The 17,041-nt window shown below is 59.8% G+C and carries 18 protein-coding genes; 9 read left to right on the forward strand and 9 right to left on the reverse strand.

Going from position 1 to position 17,041, the window contains the following annotated elements; all coding sequences use genetic code 11:
• Nucleotides 1-4: 4 nt before the first annotated feature.
• The 3 genes from CFBP5499_RS10275 (at nucleotide 5) to CFBP5499_RS10285 (ending at nucleotide 1,996) form a co-directional block, all read left to right on the forward strand.
• The gene (locus CFBP5499_RS10275; RefSeq protein ID WP_080824591.1) at nucleotides 5-718 is read left to right on the forward strand and encodes a substrate-binding periplasmic protein; all 714 of its coding nucleotides are present in this window, start codon (nucleotides 5-7) and stop codon (nucleotides 716-718) included.
• Nucleotides 719-819: 101 nt separating this feature from the next.
• Nucleotides 820-1,536: an aminoacyl-tRNA hydrolase gene (pth, locus tag CFBP5499_RS10280; RefSeq protein ID WP_080824590.1), complete on the forward strand. Its 717-nt coding sequence runs from the start codon at nucleotides 820-822 to the stop codon at nucleotides 1,534-1,536.
• A 7-nt stretch (nucleotides 1,537-1,543) separates the two neighbouring features.
• Nucleotides 1,544-1,996, forward strand: coding sequence for a GNAT family N-acetyltransferase (locus tag CFBP5499_RS10285; RefSeq protein ID WP_080824589.1), 453 nt, complete (start codon nucleotides 1,544-1,546; stop codon nucleotides 1,994-1,996).
• 48 nt (nucleotides 1,997-2,044) lie between these two features.
• Here the strand turns inward: CFBP5499_RS10285 and clpS are convergent, their stop codons facing one another.
• Entirely contained in the window at nucleotides 2,045-2,356 is a 312-nt protein-coding gene (gene clpS / locus CFBP5499_RS10290) for an ATP-dependent Clp protease adapter ClpS (protein WP_080824588.1), read from the reverse strand.
• Nucleotides 2,357-2,598: 242 nt separating this feature from the next.
• On the opposite strand from clpS, the gene ychF reads away from it, so the two are divergent.
• The 3 genes from ychF to CFBP5499_RS10305 all read left to right on the forward strand — a co-directional run bounded on the left by ychF (nucleotide 2,599) and on the right by CFBP5499_RS10305 (nucleotide 4,943).
• On the forward strand, nucleotides 2,599-3,702 hold the full coding sequence (gene ychF, locus CFBP5499_RS10295; RefSeq protein ID WP_080824587.1) for a redox-regulated ATPase YchF: 1,104 nt from the start codon (nucleotides 2,599-2,601) through the stop codon (nucleotides 3,700-3,702).
• 303 nt (nucleotides 3,703-4,005) lie between these two features.
• Complete coding sequence (locus tag CFBP5499_RS10300) at nucleotides 4,006-4,479, forward strand: MaoC family dehydratase (RefSeq protein ID WP_080824586.1); 474 nt, start codon at nucleotides 4,006-4,008, stop codon at nucleotides 4,477-4,479.
• Nucleotides 4,476-4,943: a MaoC family dehydratase gene (locus CFBP5499_RS10305; protein ID WP_006311175.1), complete on the forward strand. Its 468-nt coding sequence runs from the start codon at nucleotides 4,476-4,478 to the stop codon at nucleotides 4,941-4,943. The genes CFBP5499_RS10300 and CFBP5499_RS10305 overlap by 4 nt, the downstream gene beginning before the upstream one ends.
• A 42-nt stretch (nucleotides 4,944-4,985) precedes the next feature.
• Here CFBP5499_RS10305 and CFBP5499_RS10310 read toward each other — a convergent pair whose 3' ends face one another.
• The 5 genes from CFBP5499_RS10310 to petA form a co-directional block, all read right to left on the reverse strand.
• Nucleotides 4,986-5,528, reverse strand: coding sequence for an adenine phosphoribosyltransferase (locus CFBP5499_RS10310; protein ID WP_010972163.1), 543 nt, complete (start codon nucleotides 5,526-5,528; stop codon nucleotides 4,986-4,988).
• A 91-nt stretch (nucleotides 5,529-5,619) separates the two neighbouring features.
• Complete coding sequence (locus CFBP5499_RS10315; RefSeq protein ID WP_080824585.1) at nucleotides 5,620-6,012, reverse strand: GFA family protein; 393 nt, start codon at nucleotides 6,010-6,012, stop codon at nucleotides 5,620-5,622.
• A 78-nt stretch (nucleotides 6,013-6,090) separates the two neighbouring features.
• Nucleotides 6,091-6,975 (reverse strand): cytochrome c1, encoded by an 885-nt coding sequence (locus tag CFBP5499_RS10320; protein ID WP_080827252.1) that lies wholly within the window; start codon nucleotides 6,973-6,975, stop codon nucleotides 6,091-6,093.
• Between the two features lie 22 nt (nucleotides 6,976-6,997).
• Entirely contained in the window at nucleotides 6,998-8,278 is a 1,281-nt protein-coding gene (locus CFBP5499_RS10325; RefSeq protein ID WP_080824584.1) for a cytochrome b, read from the reverse strand.
• Between the two features lie 14 nt (nucleotides 8,279-8,292).
• Entirely contained in the window at nucleotides 8,293-8,871 is a 579-nt protein-coding gene (petA, locus tag CFBP5499_RS10330) for a ubiquinol-cytochrome c reductase iron-sulfur subunit (protein ID WP_080824583.1), read from the reverse strand.
• A 309-nt stretch (nucleotides 8,872-9,180) separates the two neighbouring features.
• On the opposite strand from petA, the gene CFBP5499_RS10335 reads away from it, so the two are divergent.
• A complete protein-coding gene (locus tag CFBP5499_RS10335) occupies nucleotides 9,181-10,113 on the forward strand; it encodes an endonuclease/exonuclease/phosphatase family protein (protein WP_080824582.1) in 933 nt (310 codons plus the stop codon).
• A 9-nt stretch (nucleotides 10,114-10,122) separates the two neighbouring features.
• Here CFBP5499_RS10335 and CFBP5499_RS10340 read toward each other — a convergent pair whose 3' ends face one another.
• Both CFBP5499_RS10340 and CFBP5499_RS10345 read right to left on the reverse strand, forming a co-directional pair.
• Nucleotides 10,123-11,991, reverse strand: a complete 1,869-nt coding sequence (locus tag CFBP5499_RS10340; protein WP_080827251.1) for an ABC transporter ATP-binding protein — start codon at nucleotides 11,989-11,991, stop codon at nucleotides 10,123-10,125.
• A gap of 123 nt (nucleotides 11,992-12,114) precedes the next feature.
• Nucleotides 12,115-13,965: an ABC transporter ATP-binding protein gene (locus CFBP5499_RS10345; RefSeq protein ID WP_080824581.1), complete on the reverse strand. Its 1,851-nt coding sequence runs from the start codon at nucleotides 13,963-13,965 to the stop codon at nucleotides 12,115-12,117.
• Between the two features lie 370 nt (nucleotides 13,966-14,335).
• Between CFBP5499_RS10345 and CFBP5499_RS10350 the strand changes: the two genes are divergently transcribed.
• Both CFBP5499_RS10350 and CFBP5499_RS10355 read left to right on the forward strand, forming a co-directional pair.
• Nucleotides 14,336-14,797 carry a tRNA (cytidine(34)-2'-O)-methyltransferase gene (locus CFBP5499_RS10350; RefSeq protein ID WP_080827250.1) on the forward strand — a complete coding sequence of 154 codons (462 nt, stop codon included), beginning with the start codon at nucleotides 14,336-14,338 and terminating at the stop codon, nucleotides 14,795-14,797.
• 172 nt (nucleotides 14,798-14,969) lie between these two features.
• A complete protein-coding gene (locus CFBP5499_RS10355) occupies nucleotides 14,970-16,622 on the forward strand; it encodes a Na/Pi cotransporter family protein (protein ID WP_080824580.1) in 1,653 nt (550 codons plus the stop codon).
• Nucleotides 16,623-16,726: 104 nt separating this feature from the next.
• Here CFBP5499_RS10355 and CFBP5499_RS10360 read toward each other — a convergent pair whose 3' ends face one another.
• Entirely contained in the window at nucleotides 16,727-17,002 is a 276-nt protein-coding gene (locus CFBP5499_RS10360; protein WP_004430221.1) for a hypothetical protein, read from the reverse strand.
• Nucleotides 17,003-17,041 lie beyond the last annotated feature (39 nt).

A 17,041-nucleotide genomic window follows, 5' to 3' on the forward strand; every position in this document is an offset into this window, starting at 1 on the left:
CGCGATGGGATTGATCCGCTTTTGCCTGATCTTTCTTGCTCTCGCCACACCGGCCAGTGCGGCCAAGCTCTTCCTGACGACCGAGGTCTATCCGCCCTATAATCTGCAGGCCAGCGATGGCAGCGTGCACGGCGTCTATTTCGACCAGCTCAAGATCGTGCTTCAGGATACCGATACGGACTACGAAGTCGCCGTCATGCCCTGGGCGCGGGCCATTGCACTGGCCACGACACAGGCCATGCACTGCGTCTTCGCCACGGCGAGAACGCCCGAGCGGGAAAAGCTCTTCAAATGGGTCGCGCCGATCCACATCGACCGCAATATTCTCGTGGCGCGCCGCGAGGCGAATATCGAGGCTTCCAGTCTTGGGGAGGCCCGAAAATACCGGGTGGGAACGCAGCGGGGCGACTATACCGAAGCACTGTTGGGAAAACTCGGTTTCCCGCAAATTGACGTAGGCGCGGATTTCGAGATCACGTTCAACAAGCTGAAGCTCGGCCGCATCGACCTCATGCCAATGTCGGAAAGCACCTTCAAGAGCCTGCCTGCGGACAGCTTCAAGGAAGTGATAACGCTGAGCCGGCAACAGCTCGGCCTTGCCTGCAACAAAAGCGTTCCTGACGAGATCATCGCAAAATTGCAGGCCCGGCTGGACAGGCTGATCGCCGATGGAACGCAGCAGCGGATATTCGACCGCTACGATCTCGTCAGCCCCTGAGCAATCGGCCGATCCACCCCGCAAACCCATAAAAAGATTGACATCAGGCACTTTTCGGGGTGGTGACAACAGCATCGTCAGGCAAAACGCGGACATGCCCCATGAAGATCATCGCAGGACTTGGTAATCCCGGCGCACAATATGCGGGAAACCGTCACAATATCGGCTTCATGGCCGTGGATGCGCTGCAGCGCCTGCCCTCCTTTGCGCCCTGGTCGAAGAAATTCAAGGCGGAAATTTCCGAAGGCGAGATCGCAGGCGAGAAGGTTCTGTTGATGAAACCGCTCACCTATATGAACCTGTCAGGCGAATCCGTCGGCGAGGCCATGCGTTTCTTCAAACTGACGCCGGCCGACATCATCGCCATCCATGACGAGCTCGATTTGCTGGCGGGCCGCACGCGCATCAAGATCGGCGGCGGCCATGGCGGTCATAACGGCCTTAAATCCCTCGACGCCCATTGCGGCAAGGACTATAGCCGCCTGCGCCTCGGCATTGGCCATCCCGGCGACAAGGAGCGCGTGCACGGCCATGTGCTCGGCGATTTCGCCAAAGCAGACCGCGTCTGGCTCGATCCGCTGCTGGACGCCATCGCCGACAACGCCGCCATGCTGGTGAAGGGTGAGGATTCGCAGCTGATGAACAAGTTGGCGCTGGCGACGGGCAGCAAACCGGAAGCGGAAAAACCGGTAAAGGCGGCCAAGCCGGCCGCGCAGTCCCACATCCATCAGGCGCGCAACAGCGCCCAGCCAAAAAAACTGCCGGAAACCGGGCCGATGGCCGAGATGCTGAAGCGAATGTTCGGCAAGAAGGACTAAACCCCGCATGTCTTCCGACACCATCGCCCTCCGCAAGGCCGGCCCCGGCGATCTGCCCGATTTGCTCGAACTCTACCAGTCACTCAATCCGTCCGATCCTGCCTTGACGGCGGAAGAGGCGAGCGCGGCCTTCGCCGCCATGCTCGCCCAGCCCGGCCTGACCGTGTTTCTCGCAACGAACAACGGAGCAATCGTCGCGACCGCAACGCTTCTGATCGTTCCAAACCTGACCCGCGCCGCTCGTTCCTATGCGCTCATTGAAAACGTGGTGACACTGGAAGCCCGTCGGGGTCGAGGATATGGCCGCGCGGTTGTGCGCCACGCCATCGAGGCGGCCTTTGCCGCGAACTGTTACAAGTTGATGCTGCTCACCGGCCGCCAGCGCCCGGAAGTCCATGCCTTCTACGAAAGCTGCGGCTTCGTGCAGAACAAGACTGGCTTCCAGATCCGGCAGGATTGAGGGGGCAACCCATCCAGCTCGGTAACCCCGCAAACGCCATAAAAGCCCTCACTCCTCCGGCTCGGTCGTGAACATCAGCGGGAAGCCCGCTTCCTTGCCGAGATCCGTCGCTTCCTTGGCCTTGGTCTCGGCGATATCGCGCTCGCAGACGACCACCACCGCACTGCCGAAGCGATGCGCCGTCATCATCACCCGATGGCCGGTTTCCTCGCCCATGCGAAAGACGGTCTTCAGCACCACGGTCACGAAGTCACGCGGCGTATAGTCGTCATTCAGCAGAATGACCTTATAGAGCTTCGGCCGCTCCAGCTTCGGTTTTACTCTCGGTTTCGGCTTGAGATCGACAGACCCGTCACTCATATTCGCCACTCATCATGGTCGCTCATCATGGTCGCTCATGGCGCAAAATCGCCGGATGACGAAAGATCGCTCGTTTGACCCGCTGATATTGCGCCGCAACCGCGCCATCGGCAAGCCTGCCCGGAATTCCGCACCTTTCAGAAGGCTTTGCCGGCCCAAATCGACCCGCGGGCTTGACCTTGCCCTGCCCTTTCCGCAAAAGGCTCCTCAACGAATTCTTTCAAACGGACAGGTTTCAAGCCATGGGCTTCAAATGCGGTATCGTTGGATTGCCAAATGTCGGCAAGTCCACCCTCTTCAACGCGCTGACGAAAACGGCCGCCGCACAGGCCGCCAACTATCCCTTCTGCACCATCGAGCCGAACACCGGCGAGGTTGCGGTGCCCGATCCGCGTATGCAGCAGCTTGCAGCCATCGCCGGTTCGAAGGAAATCATCCCGACGCGCATCTCCTTCGTGGACATTGCCGGTCTGGTGCGCGGTGCGTCGAAAGGTGAAGGCCTCGGCAACAAGTTCCTCGCCAATATTCGCGAGGTCGATGCCGTCGTACACGTTCTACGCTGCTTCGAAGACGACGATATCACCCATGTGGAAGGCCGCATCAACCCGGTCGGCGATGCCGAAACAATCGAGACCGAGTTGATGCTCGCCGATCTCGAAAGCCTCGAGCGCCGTGTCGAGCAGACGCGCAAGCGCGCCAGCAGCAAGGACAAGGAATCCCTCGCCCAGCTGCCCGTCATGGAAGCCGTCATCGCGCTGCTCAACGACGGAAAGCCGGCACGCCTGCTGTTGAAGACACTGGCAGCCGAGGAGATCGAAATCCTCAAGAGCCTCAATCTTCTGACGTCGCACCCGGTGCTTTATGTCTGCAACGTCTCGGAAGCCGACGCATCGTCCGGCAACGAGCACACCGCAGCCGTAGCTGTGATGGCGAAGCAACAGGGTGCCGAATGCGTGATCATCTCGGCAGCGATCGAGGCCGAAGTTGCACAGCTTCCGGCTGATGAAGCCGAAGAATTCCTCTCGGCCCTCGGTCTTAACGAAGCTGGTCTCGACCGGCTGATCCGTGCCGGCTATCACCTGCTCGACCTCATCACCTATTTCACCGTCGGCCCGAAGGAAACGCGCGCCTGGACGATCGGACGCGGCACCAAAGCCCCCGCCGCCGCCGGCGTCATCCATACCGATTTCGAACGCGGCTTCATCCGCGCCTTCACCATCGGCTTTGACGACTACATCGCCTATAAGGGCGAAGTCGGCGCCAAGGAAGCGGGTAAGGGACGCGACGAAGGCAAGGAATATGTGGTTCAGGACGGCGACGTCATCCACTTCCGCTTTAACACCTGATCTGGTTTGAACAACGGTGGGAACGAAACCACCCGAACAATGCGGCACATTTCTTCTCCCCGCCGGGGAGAAGATGTCCCGAAGGGACAGATGAGGGGGGTCCACCTCTCCGAATATCTCGACCGTCGCCCCCTCATCCCGCTGCCGCGACCTTCTCCCCTACCGGGGAGAAGCAGCAGGGGTCGCCCTCCCGCTCCAAACTCTCTCCCATTTGAAGATAGCCGCACCTTCGATTTGACCTTTACGTAAAAGGAAAAATCCTCTTAGATGCGCACAACACTGACTGTGCGAAGGGAGGAAACCATGGCGCCGGTCGCGACATATGCCTATGAGGATTTTACCGTCGGGCGGGAATTTCCCCTTGGTCCGCAATCGATTTCCGCAGCCCAGATCATTGAATTCGCCAGCGAGTTCGACCCCCAGCCCATGCATCTGTCGGAAGAGGCTGGCCGCCGGAGCATTCTTGGCGGGCTGGCGGCTTCCGGCTGGCACACCTGCAGCCTCTTGATGCGGATGATGGCGGACAGCTACATCGCAAACTCCACCTCGCAGGGCAGCCCCGGCATCGACTACGTTGACTGGAAAAAGCCGGTTCTGGCCGGAGACACGCTTTCGGGAAAATCCATCGTGCTGGAACAGCGGCCTTCCACCTCACGCCCCGGCATCGGCCTCGTGAAACTACGCCACGAGCTTTATAACCAGCGCGGCATTCTGGTCTCACAGGGAGAAAACACCGTCATGTTCCTGATGCGCACGAATGGAGGCGTTGCAGCATGAGACTGGCAGAACTATCCCCGATCGGCGAACGCGTCACCCTCGATACGCTGCATTTTTCCGCCGAAGACATTATTCGCTTCGCCCGCGATTTCGACCCGCAGCCCTTTCATCTTGATGCCGAGGCGGCCAGGAACAGCGTTTTCGGCGGCCTCTGCGCCTCCGGCTGGCACACCGGCGCAGGCTGGATGAAATCTTTCCTGTCCCACTGGGCAAAAGAAGTGAAGAGGTTGAAGCTACAGGGCCTCGAACCGCCGAAACTCGGCCCCTCCCCGGGCTTCCGCGAATTGAAATGGAAAAAACCGGTTTTCGCCGGGGACGACGTGACCTATTTCGTGACCCTGCTCGACGCCCGCCCGCTGGAATCGAGACCCGGCATCTGGCTGAACACCACGTTCAACGAGGGCGTCAACCAGTCGGGAGAAACGGTGCTGACCTTCCAGAGTGGCGTGCTGGAATTCGACTAAAGCGAGCCGGGGCATATCATCGCGATTGCCCCGGATATGGCCTCAATGGCCGGAAAACTCAACCAGCGTGCGCACATCGACGCCGAGATCTTCCAGCTTCTTGCGGCCGCCGAGATCGGGCAGGTCGATGACGAAGCAGGCGGAAACGATTTCCGCACCCATCTGCCGCAAAAGCTTGACCGCACCTTCGGCGGTGCCGCCGGTGGCGATCAGGTCATCGACAAGAATGACCTTCTCGCCCGGCTGCACGGCATCCACATGCATTTCCATTTCGTCCACACCATATTCCAGGCTGTAGGCCACCCGCACGGTGGTGTGCGGCAGCTTGCCTTTCTTGCGGATCGGCACGAAACCGGCCGATAGCTGATGCGCCACCGCACCACCCAGAATGAAGCCGCGCGCTTCCATGCCGGCGATCTTGTCGATCTTCGTTCCCGCATAGGGCTGCACGAGTTCATCGACAGCGCGGCGAAAAGCGCGCGGGTTGCCGAGCAGCGTCGTGATGTCCCGGAAGATGATGCCCGGCTTCGGATAGTCGGGAATGGAACGGATGGCAGCGGAAAGCTCCGAAGCGATAACGGTCATGGTATTTCCAGTTAAGATGGGAAATGGATCAGAAGGTTCATTCCACCCTATCAATTTGACAGCGGCGGACCAACTAAAAAGGCACCGACGCTCATTCCGCCGCCGACATTCCCTTAATCCGTGCCCAGACCGGGCAGGCATCCTCGAAGGAATGCGCCAAAGGCCGCAGCGCCTCATCGTGCCTGTCGTCGAAACTTCCCAAGACCAGCGCAACGGTGGGTGCATCGTCAATGGCGCCGAGCGTGCTGCCGCAGATCGCGCAGAAAGCCCGGCTGGAATAATCGGAGGACCGGAAAACCGAGGGCGCACCGCCCTCTCCCGTCCAGGCCACCGCTTCGCTGGGGAACTCCACCCAGGCGAGGCTGGAAGCGCCGGAATGCCGCTGGCAGATGTCGCAGGAACAACTATGCGGATTGCCGGGCTCGCCCTTCGCTTCAAAGCGGATGGAGCCGCACAGGCAACCACCGCTACGGATTTTCGTCATTCTCATCACCCCTTGGCCCATGAAAAAGCCCCCGCGGAAGACCGCGGAGGCTGATGATTACAGGCATCTAAATGACGCTCAATGTTCCTTTTTGGCGTAGACCGACTTCTTGGTGAGATAGATCAGCGCCGTGAAGATGAACAGGAACACCATGACCATGAAACCGGTGCGCTTGCGCTGTTCCAGATGCGGCTCTGCGGCCCACATCAGGAAGGCGGAGACGTCCTTGGAATATTGATCCACCGTCTGCGGCGCGCCGTCATCATAGGTCACCTGATCGGCACTGATCGGAGGCGCCATCTTCAGTGCGACGGCGCTGACGAAGTACGGATTGAAATGCGTGCCTTCCGACACTTCAACACCAGCCGGCGGCTCCTGATAGCCAGTCAGCAGCGCATGGATATAATCCGGGCCGCCTTCCTGATAACCGCCGATGATCGGGATCATGTCGATGATGAATTGCGGGAAACCACGCTCCACGCCGCGCGCCTTGGCAAGCAGCGACATATCCGGCGGCGCAGCCCCGCCATTGGCGGCGGCTGCCGCTTCGTGGTTCGGGAACGGCGATGGGAAATGGTCGGAAGGCACTGCCTTGCGATTGTACATTTCGCCTTCGGCGTTCGGGCCGTCCTGCACTTCGTATTCGGCGGCGAAAGCCTTCACCTGCTCGTCCGAATAACCGAGATCCCCCAGCGTGCGGAAGGAAACGAGGCTCATCGAATGGCAGGCGGAGCAGACTTCCTTGTAGACCTTCAGGCCGCGCTGCAGCTGACCCTTGTCGTATTTGCCGAAAGGTCCGGCAAAGGACCAGCTCTGCTCCTCGGGCTTGATGACCGGGAAGTGACCGCCGGCAACCGCATGTTCGGTCTTGGCGGCGAGGTCATGGCTCTCCTCCGCCGCAAAGGCGGCGGCGGAACAGCCGATGGCGGCGATAAGCGCGATGCTCTTGAGAAGCGTCTTCATTGTCGTCATCCTTCCTTCGCGCTCAGACTTCGGCGGCCGCTGGCGCGGCACCCTTCTTGGCGTTCTTTTCAAGAACGGCCTCGGTAATCGAATTCGGAATACGCCGCGGCGTTTCGACCAGACCGAGGATCGGCATGATGACGAGGAAGAACCCGAAATAGTAGAGCGTGCCGATCTGCGACATGACGACATAAAGCCCTTCCGCAGGGCGCGAACCCAGCCAGCCGAGCAGGATGGCGTTGATCACGAACAGCCAGAAGAACATCTTGTACCAGGGACGATAAACGGCGGAACGAACCTTCGACGTATCGAGCCAGGGCAGGAAGAACAGCACGATGATCGCGCCAAACATCACGAGAACGCCGCCGAGCTTGGAATCGATCGGCCCGATATTGAAGGTGATGGCACGCAGCATCGCGTAGAACGGCAGATAATACCACTCAGGCACGATATGGGCCGGCGTCTTCAGCGGATCCGCCATGATGTAGTTGTCGGGGTGGCCGAGGAAGTTCGGCATGTAGAAGATGAACCAGGCATAGGCGATGAGGAACACCGAAACGCCGAGAGCGTCCTTCAGCGTCGCATAGGGCGTGAAGGGCACCGTGTCGGTCTTGCTCTTCACTTCCACACCGGTCGGATTGGTCTGGCCGGTCACATGCAGCGCCCAGATGTGCAGGATGACGACACCCGCGATCATGAACGGCAGCAAATAGTGAAGCGCGAAGAAGCGGTTGAGCGTCGGATTGTCCACCGCAAAGCCGCCGAGCAGGAACTGCTGGATCCATTCACCCACGAGCGGGAAAGCCGTGAAGAAGCCGGTGATAACGGTTGCACCCCAGAACGACATCTGCCCCCAGGGAAGCACGTAGCCCATGAAGCCCGTCGCCATCATCAGGAGATAGATCACGCAGCCGAGAATCCAGAGGATTTCGCGTGGCGCCTTGTAGGAACCGTAATAGAGACCACGAGCAATGTGCAGGTAGACCGCGATGAAGAAGAACGACGCACCGTTGGCATGCATATAGCGCAGCAGCCAGCCGTGGTTGACGTCACGCATGATCTTTTCGACGGAATTGAAGGCAACCGTCGTTTCGGCGGCATAATGCATGGCCAGCACGACGCCGGTGAGGATCTGCACGATCAGCATCACGGAAAGCATCGCACCGAAGGTGTAGGCGTAGTTCAAGTTACGCGGGACAGGATAGGCAACGAAGCTGTCATAGATCAAGCGCGGCAAGGGAAGCCGCGAATCGATCCACCTCTCGATGCCGGTGGACGGCTGATAACTGGAATGGCCACTCATGAATAACTGTCCCCTTATCCGATCTTGATCACGGTATCGGATGTGAATGCAAATGTCGGGATGGCGAGGTTCTGTGGCGCCGGACCCTTACGTATGCGGCCCGCCGTATCGTAGTGCGAGCCATGGCAGGGACAGAACCAGCCGCCGAAATCGCCGGCCTGGCCGAGCGGAACGCAACCGAGATGGGTGCAGGAACCGATCATGACGATCCAGTTCTCCTTGCCCTGACCGGCGGAGCGGTCAATGTCCGTCGCCTGCGCGTCGGCGGCGATGTTGGCATTGCGTGCCACCGGGTCTTTGAGATCGCCAAGAGCGACCGCATTGGCTTCGTCGATTTCCTTTGCCGTACGGTTGCGGATGAAAATCGGCTTGCCGCGCCACTTGACGGTGAGCGACATGCCCGGCTCGACGGCCGCGACATCCACCTCGATGGAGGCGAGTGCCAGCGTCGATGCATCGGGACGCATCTGGTCGATAAAAGGCCATGCAACTGCGGCGGCACCGACGGCGCCCGCCATTCCCGTTACTAGATAAAGAAAATCGCGACGGGTCGGTTCACCCGAAGCGTCGTGATTGGTTACGTGCTCGCTCACCGCTACACCATCCTCTGCGCTGTTTTTGCCGTAAATCGCATGAGTCCTCCCGCTATCATTTGATCCAGGACAAACTCCGTCCCATCGTCCTGGACACAACTGCGGCATTAAGAAACCGCGTCACTCTGTGTGATCGCAAAATATTGACTGACTTGGCAAGAGCAAAGCACACAAAGCTGCCGTAATTATGCCAGAAGGGCCCGTTTTGGTCGTCATTTTTTCGCCGCCCTTGGCAGGCGGGCAACATTGTGTGCATCCATGCACCATGTTAGGAGACTTCAAGGGAGAGCTTGGAAAGCAGGGATTCGGATGACGGCGAAGCTCTCTTGCATGGTGTCCACGGCCGTGGCTGCCGTTCTTTTCATCGCCAGCCTGCGTTATGTGACGGATTTCTGGCTTCTTGCCTTCGTCACCAGCTTCCAGCTTCACATCGCCATCGTCTGCATCCTGCTGTCATGCCTCGCCTTCTGGCTGACGCGCGATGTTGTCGCGGCCGTGCTTCTGGTCTGGGCGCTTGCGCTGGCGATCCATGCCATCGCGATGCTGATGGAGTTTTCCACAGCCGCCACCGCAGCGCCCGGCGCAAAGCCGTTTCGGCTGCTGTCCTTCAACGTCTTGATGGACAATGCGGCCAATGCGGATGCGATCGCCGACAGGATCATCGAATCAGGTGCGGACGCGGTCTATCTTTTCGAGGCGGCGGCGCTGCAGTCGGCCCTGCCGCGTCTGCAAAAAACCTATCCCTACAGGCTCGGCTGTTATGCGGGAACACCGGGCTGCGATCTGGTCATCCTCTCCAGACGGCCATTGCTGGAAGGCCGGTTCCACAGCCTCAGCGATCTGCGCCGGGATCGGTTTGCGATTGCCAGCATCGATCTCGACGGTACGGAGCTGACGCTTGCCGCCGGCCATATCACCAAGCCCTATTTCGACGACTACCACCGCGACGAGCTCGATGAGGTCAGCGAAATTCTCTTTCGCGTCACCGGCCCGCTCATTCTGGCCGGAGATTTCAATTCGGCCAGCATCGCCCCCGACATGCGCGCATTCCTCGCCGCCAACGATCTTAAAAAAGCGACCTTCGAACCCGCCACATGGCCGACGGAAGCCGGCCGCTTCGGCATAGCCATCGATCACATCTTCGCCCGCGAACCGGCAACCCTGATGAAAACCACCCGCCTGCCCGACAGCCTCGGCTCCAATCATTTTGGACTGATGGCGGATTTCATGATCGGGAAATAGCCGAAGGCCCTATTGCGCCGCTTCGTCCGCGGCGAGGAAACCGCCCGACTGCCGCGCCCAGAGTTCCGAATAGAGACCGCCCTGCATGACCAGATCGGAATGGCTGCCCTGTTCGACGATGCGCCCCTGATCCATCACGATCAGCCGGTCGAGAGCGGCAATCGTCGACAGCCGGTGGGCGATGGCAAGCACCGTCTTGCCCTGCATCAGCTCGTCCAAATTGCTCTGGATCGCCGCCTCCACTTCCGAATCGAGCGCCGACGTCGCCTCGTCGAGCACGAGGATCGGCGCATCCTTCAGCATCACGCGGGCAATGGCGATGCGCTGGCGCTGGCCGCCGGAGAGCTTCACGCCGCGTTCGCCCACATGCGCGTCGAAACCCGTGCGGCCGCGCTGGTCCTCCAGCCTTGTGATGAAATCATCCGCCTTGGCCCGGCGCGTCGCCTCAAGCAATTGCGCTTCGGTGGCATCCGTGCGACCGAACATGATGTTGTCTCTGATAGAACGGTGCAGCAGCGAGGTATCCTGCGTGACCATGCCGATATGGGCGCGCAGCGATTCCTGTGTGACACGGGCTATATCCTGCCCATCGATCAGGATGCGGCCTTTCTCGACATCGTAAAACCGCAGGAGCAGGTTGACCAGCGTGGACTTTCCGGCGCCGGAGCGCCCGACGATGCCGACCTTTTCACCGGCCCTGATCTCGAGGTTGAGATTGTCGATGACGCCGTTCGCCCGCCCGTAATGGAAGCTGACATTCTCGAAACGGATGCTCGGCTTCTTCACCTCAAGCGCCGCCGCGTCAGGGGCATCAACGAGACCGATCGGCTGCGAGATCAATTCGGCGGCGTTCTGCACCGTGCCGAAATTGCGCATGATGCCGTTGAACTGCGTCATCAACCGCCCGAGCAGGAAGTTGAGGCGCAGCACCAGCGCCAGCGTGAAAGCCACCGCACCGGAACTGATCTTGCCGGACAGCCACAGATCGATGCACAGCGCCGCCATTGACGTGATCATCACGCCTGATAGCAGCGCCATGGAGGCGCGCACGCCGGTGATGAACCGCGTAAACTTCATCGTCGAGGTCTGGAAGATATCGAAGCCCTGGCGCATGTAGCGATCATTGGCGTCGTCGCGCCCGAACAGCCTTAGCGTCTGGATATTGCTATAGGCATCCACCATGCGGCCTGACAGCATCGAGGCGGCTTCCGCCGTCTCCTTTGAATGGTAGCGGATGCGCGGCACGAAATACCGCGCCAGAAACGAAAAGATCGCCACCCAGACGACGACGAGAACCGCAAGCCGCCAGTCCAGCCCGCCGATCAGGAACAGCATGGAGACGGAGTAAATGCCGACGAACCAGACACTTTCCATCAACGAGGTGACGAGATCGCCCGCCGCCTGCCCGCCGGACCAGACCTTGGTGACGATGCGGCCGGAAAAATCATTCTGGAAGAAGGTCAGCGATTGCCGCGCCACATGCATATAGGATTGCCAGCGCACCAGATTGTAGAAACCCGGTGTAATGATCTGCTGGTCCACCAGCGCGGTCACCATGGTGACGATAAAACGCGCGAGGCCGATCAGCACCAGCATACCGACGAGTTCACCGCCATGGGTCGCAAGCAGCCCCGCCCAGCCCTCTTCCGGTTTCACCGTCGAGAGAATATCGACGAGCCGCCCGACGAACCAGAATAGCGCCGCCTCGATGGCCGCCGTCAGCCCGCCGAGCACCAGCATGGCAAAAAACGGCGCTTTGGCTTGCGAGATATAAAACCAGATGAAGGCGAATGTGCTTTCAGGCGGCCGCAAATCGTCCTTGCGGGCGAAGGGCTTTATCCAGTTCTCGAAATATTCGAAGATGCGGGTAATGACCATGATCCGGATATAGGCGGATTTCCGCTTCGGGAACAGCCGCAGCGGCTTCAGGGAAAGATTATATTTCGGTAACATCAGGGAAATGAAAGAGGGCGGGGAATGTCCCCCGCCCTCTCGCTTTCCTTACTCCGCAGCCACTTCCGCCTCGTGGTCGGCGATGAAGCCGCCGGACTGGCGCCGCCACAGGTCGGCATAGATGCCGCCCATTGCCGCCAGTTCCGCATGGCTGCCCGCCTCCACGATCCGGCCCTTGTCGAGAATGATGAGCCGGTCCATTTCGGTCAGTGTCGAAAGGCGGTGGGCGATCGCGATCACCGTCTTGCCTTCCATCAGCGAGAACAGGTTCTCCTGGATCGCCGCTTCGACTTCCGAATCGAGCGCCGAGGTCGCCTCATCAAGCACCAGGATCGGCGCGTTCTTGAGGAAGACGCGGGCAATCGCGATACGCTGGCGCTGGCCGCCGGAAAGCTTGACACCACGCTCACCCACCTGGGCATCGAGGCCCTGGCGGCCATGCATGTCGACAAGCGTTTCCACGAAGTCCCAGGCGTTCGCCCGCTTCGCCGCCGCGATCACCTGTTCGTCCGTGGCCTCGGGGTGGCCATAGGCGATGTTGTCGCGGATCGAACGGTGCAGAAGCGAGGTATCCTGTGTCACAACACCGATCAGCTCGCGCAGGCTTTCCTGCGACACCTTGGAAATGTCCTGCCCGTCGATGGTGATCCTGCCGCCTTCCAGATCATAGAAGCGCAGCAGCAGGTTCATCAGCGTCGTCTTGCCCGCCCCGGAACGGCCAACAAGGCCAACCTTCTCGCCCGGCTTGATGTCGAGCGTCAGCCCGTCGATCACGCCCTTGTTCTTGCCGTAGTGGAAGCGGACGTTGTCATAACGGATTGCGCCCTGCGGTGCAGCAAGCTCAGGCGCCTTCGGAACGTCGACGATATCGTGCGGCTTCGTCATCATCGACATGCCGTCATAGACCGTGCCGATATTTTCGAACAGCGACGTGACTTCCCACATGATCCACTGCGACATGCCGTTGACGCGCATGGCAAGGCTGATGGCGATGGCGACCGAACCGGCCGTCACCGAACCCTGCATCCAGAAATACAGACCGAGCGCCGCCGTGGAAAACAGCACCACGGCATTGTTGAGGTCGATCAGGATGTTGAAGCCGGAGATCTTGCGCATCTGGCGGTGAACGGTTCCGAGAAACACGTTCATGCCCTCACGCGCATATCTTTCCTCGCGACCCGCATGCGAAAACAGCTTGATCGTCGAGATGTTGGTATAGCTGTCGACGATCCGGCCCGTCATCATCGAGCGTGCATCGGCCTGCTCCTGCGCCAGCCGGCCGAGTTTCGGCACGAAATAGGCAAGGATGCCCATATAGATACCGAGCCAGACCAGCAGCGGAATGACCAGTCGCCAGTCGGCCGCCGCGACCATGAACAGCATCGAGACGACGAAGCTGATGGCATAGACGAAGACGTCGATCACCTTCAGCGCCACTTCGCGGATCGCCAGCGCCGTCTGCATCACCTTGGTCGAAACCCGGCCCGCAAACTCGTTGGCGAAGAAGTTCATGGAATGGCGCAGCAGGAAACGATGCATTTTCCAGCGCGCAATCATGCCGAAATTGCCGGCGAGCGTCTGATGCATCGTCATTGTGTGGACCGCACCCATCAGCGGCAGCACGATGAGCACCAGCCCGGCCATGACGATCAGATGCCAGCCCTCATCGGCAAAAAACGTCTCGCGATTGGCCGTGGAAAGCCAATCGACAATATTGCCGAGGAATTTGTAGAGCATGGCTTCCGCAATGGCGATGCCCATGGACATCAGGCCAAGCAGCAGCAGCCACGGCCATGCTGGCTTCACATAATGCCACAGAAACGGCAGGAGCTTCTTTGGCGCCACTGACGGCGCCGAAGCGGGAAAGGGATCGAGGCGTTTTTCAAACCAGCCAAACATAGGCCAAGCTCCGGCAATCAAACGCTCCATCGTGAGCGGACACAAATATGGCTCATGACGGAACGGAAAAGTCTTTGAACATGGCCACAACAGCCACATGGTGAATCGAAAAAGGGAAACGCGGCAGCGCCGCGGGATACCACCTAAGCCAGCAGGCGAACCACTGGGGCCGGGAGGCGAATACGAATGTCATTTGGCATGAGAACCTCCCTTGGCTGGTGTTGAAGACGCCGCTCTTCTATCGCAAAAGAAGACAAAACACCAGCCATCTGCCTCAAAAAAGTGCAACCGTATGTCGGGATGGATTTCCCGTTCGCTTTTCCTGGCAGGGCGGATTGGTTATACCCGCAAAAACACGGATCACGAGACCATGCAGACAATCAGGATCGCACTCTACCAGCCCGATATTCCCGGCAATACCGGAACCATCCTGCGGCTGGCCGCCTGCCTTGGCCTCGGCGTCGATATCATCGAGCCGGCCGGTTTCGATATTTCCGACCGCAATCTTAAACGGGCGGGCATGGATTATATCGCGGCAGCGGCACTGACGCGCCATGTCAACTGGGAGCATTTCGAGGAATGGCGAGCAACCACCGGCCGCCGCCTCGTCCTTGCCTCCACCAGGGCGGCGCTACCATACACGAAAATCACCTATCGCGCGGATGACATCCTGCTTTTCGGCCGGGAAAGTGCTGGTGTACCCGACCATGTGCATGAGAAGGCAGATGAACGAATCATCATCCCGATGGTCGAGGGCCAGCGGTCCATCAATGTCGCAATGTCGGCAGCGATGGTTGCCGGCGAGGCTTTACGGCAAACTGCATGGGCATGAACGCCATTTTTAACGCCATATTTTAGTGCAAATACAATATTTGACCGTTTCGGCATCAAAACTGTCGCAACCCGGCCTGTACCGGAAGCGTTCACGCTCGTATACTGATTAGCCGGACAATAAAAATCGCTCTCGCCGGGACCGTGCGCCGGCGGGCGTGAGGAGACGTCGCATGCAATCCACAATTGTCATCGTCAACCTTCTCGGCGCCGTCGCGCTGCTGCTCTTCGGCCTTGCCCAGGTGAAGGATGGCGTCACCCGCGCCTTCGGCATGAAGCTGCGAAGCGTGCTTGCCACCGGCACCCAGAACGGACCGCGTTCCTTCTTTTCCGGCTTCTTCGCCACCGTCGCCCTGCAAAGCTCGACAGCAACGGCGCTGACAGTCGCCTCCTTCGCTGAACGTGATCTCATCAGGCCGCGCATGGCACAGGTGGTGCTGCTTGGCGCCAATGTCGGCACCGCCGTTACCGCCTGGATCGTCGCGGCCGGCGTCGAATGGCTGTCGCCGCTCCTGATACTAGCGGGCATCATACTCAAAAAAGGCAGCTCCAATGCCAGACAGGGCGGCGGAACCGCCGTCATCGGCATTGGCCTGATGCTTCTGTCGCTGCATCTCTTGAGCGGCGCGACCGAACCGATGCGCGCCTCCCCGGCGCTCGGCGTTTTCATCGGCCTGCTGGACGGCGCATGGCCCGTCGCGCTGATCTTCTCCGCCGTGCTGGCTTTTGTCTCGTCATCGAGCCTCGCCGTCGTGGTGCTCATCCTGTCGCTGGCCGCCACCGGTACGCTGTCCACCGGGCTCATCATCGTCCTTATTCTGGGCGCCAATCTCGGCGGGGCAATCCCGCCCGTCATCGCCACACTCTCCGGCCCCGCCTCCGCGCGGCGCATCACCATCGGCAATCTCGTGGTGCGCACCATCGGCTGCCTGATTGCGATGCCGCTCGCCTCCTATGGCGCAACCTATTTGCAGCAATTGCCGCTTTCGCCCGCCAAACTGCCTGTTGATGCGCACCTCATCTTCAACGTCATACTGGCGACACTCGCCTGGCCTTTCTCCGGGCTGATATCCGACCTGATGGCGAAGCTGGTGCCGGGCGATCCGAAGACGGAAGACGGCCCGAATTTCCTCGACCAGCAGGCTCTCGATGTGCCCGTCGTGGCGCTTGCCAACGCGACCCGCGAGGTCCTGAGCGTCGGCGACAGCATCGAACGGATGCTGATCCGCGCCGAAAACGCCTTCAAGCACAATGATCTGGCGCCGCTTCAGGAAGTGTCCCTGCTGGAAAAGAAGGTCGACCGCAATCAGCAGGAGGTGAAGGTCTATCTATCCCAGCTGGGCCGCAAGGGGCTGACCGACGAAGAGGCGCGCCGTTCGATCGCCATCATCGATTATGCGATCAATCTCGAACATATCGGCGATATCATCGAAAAGGGCATCTGCGAGCAGATCCGCAAGAAGGTGCTGAACAGCTTCAAATTTTCCGATGACGGTTATGAGGAGCTGAAAACCCTGTTCGATATGACCATCGAGAACCTGCGCGCCGCCCAGAGCATTCTGGTGACCGGCGATTTCGAGCTCGCCCGCCGGCTGATGGAAAGCAAGGTGGATATACGCCGCCTCGAAAAACAATCCTCCAACCGCCATCTGGAGCGTCTGCGTGACGGGCTGGCGGAAAGCATGCAGACCAGTTCGCTGCATCTCGACATGTTGCGGGATTTGAAGCGCATCAACGCCCATATCGTGACGGTAGCGCATCCCATTCTGGATGAAAGCGGCGTGCTGATCGAAAGCCGCCTGCGCTACGCGGAGCCGCACGCCTAGAGCATTTCCAGGAAAAGTGGCCCCGGTTTTCCGTCCGGAAATGCGACAAACAAAAAAATTAGAGCGTTTTCGCGATTCGAAGAAAAGCGAAGACGCTCTAAATTTCAATCGGCCGAGGGCAGCCGCCGCATGGTGAATTCGATGCGGTCGCCTTCCAGCTGCCGCCAGCTTTCCACTTCCGTCCAATAGGCGGCTTTCGGAAAACTGTCGAACCATTCGCGCGCCTTGGCGCGGGCCTCCTCACGCCCAAGACAGAAGGTCTGGCGCACGAACATGCCGTCGCGCTTTTGTTCGCCGCCGGCGCTTTCGCGTTCCTTGCGGTGATTGGCGATCCTGCGCTTCAGCCCGTCTAGGGGCGGCGGTCCGGCAAATTTCGTCATGATATTCACCTCTGGCACCTACATCGATAAAGATAGTGT

This window comes from Agrobacterium tumefaciens (assembly GCF_005221325.1).
In the GTDB taxonomy this organism is placed as follows: domain Bacteria; phylum Pseudomonadota; class Alphaproteobacteria; order Rhizobiales; family Rhizobiaceae; genus Agrobacterium.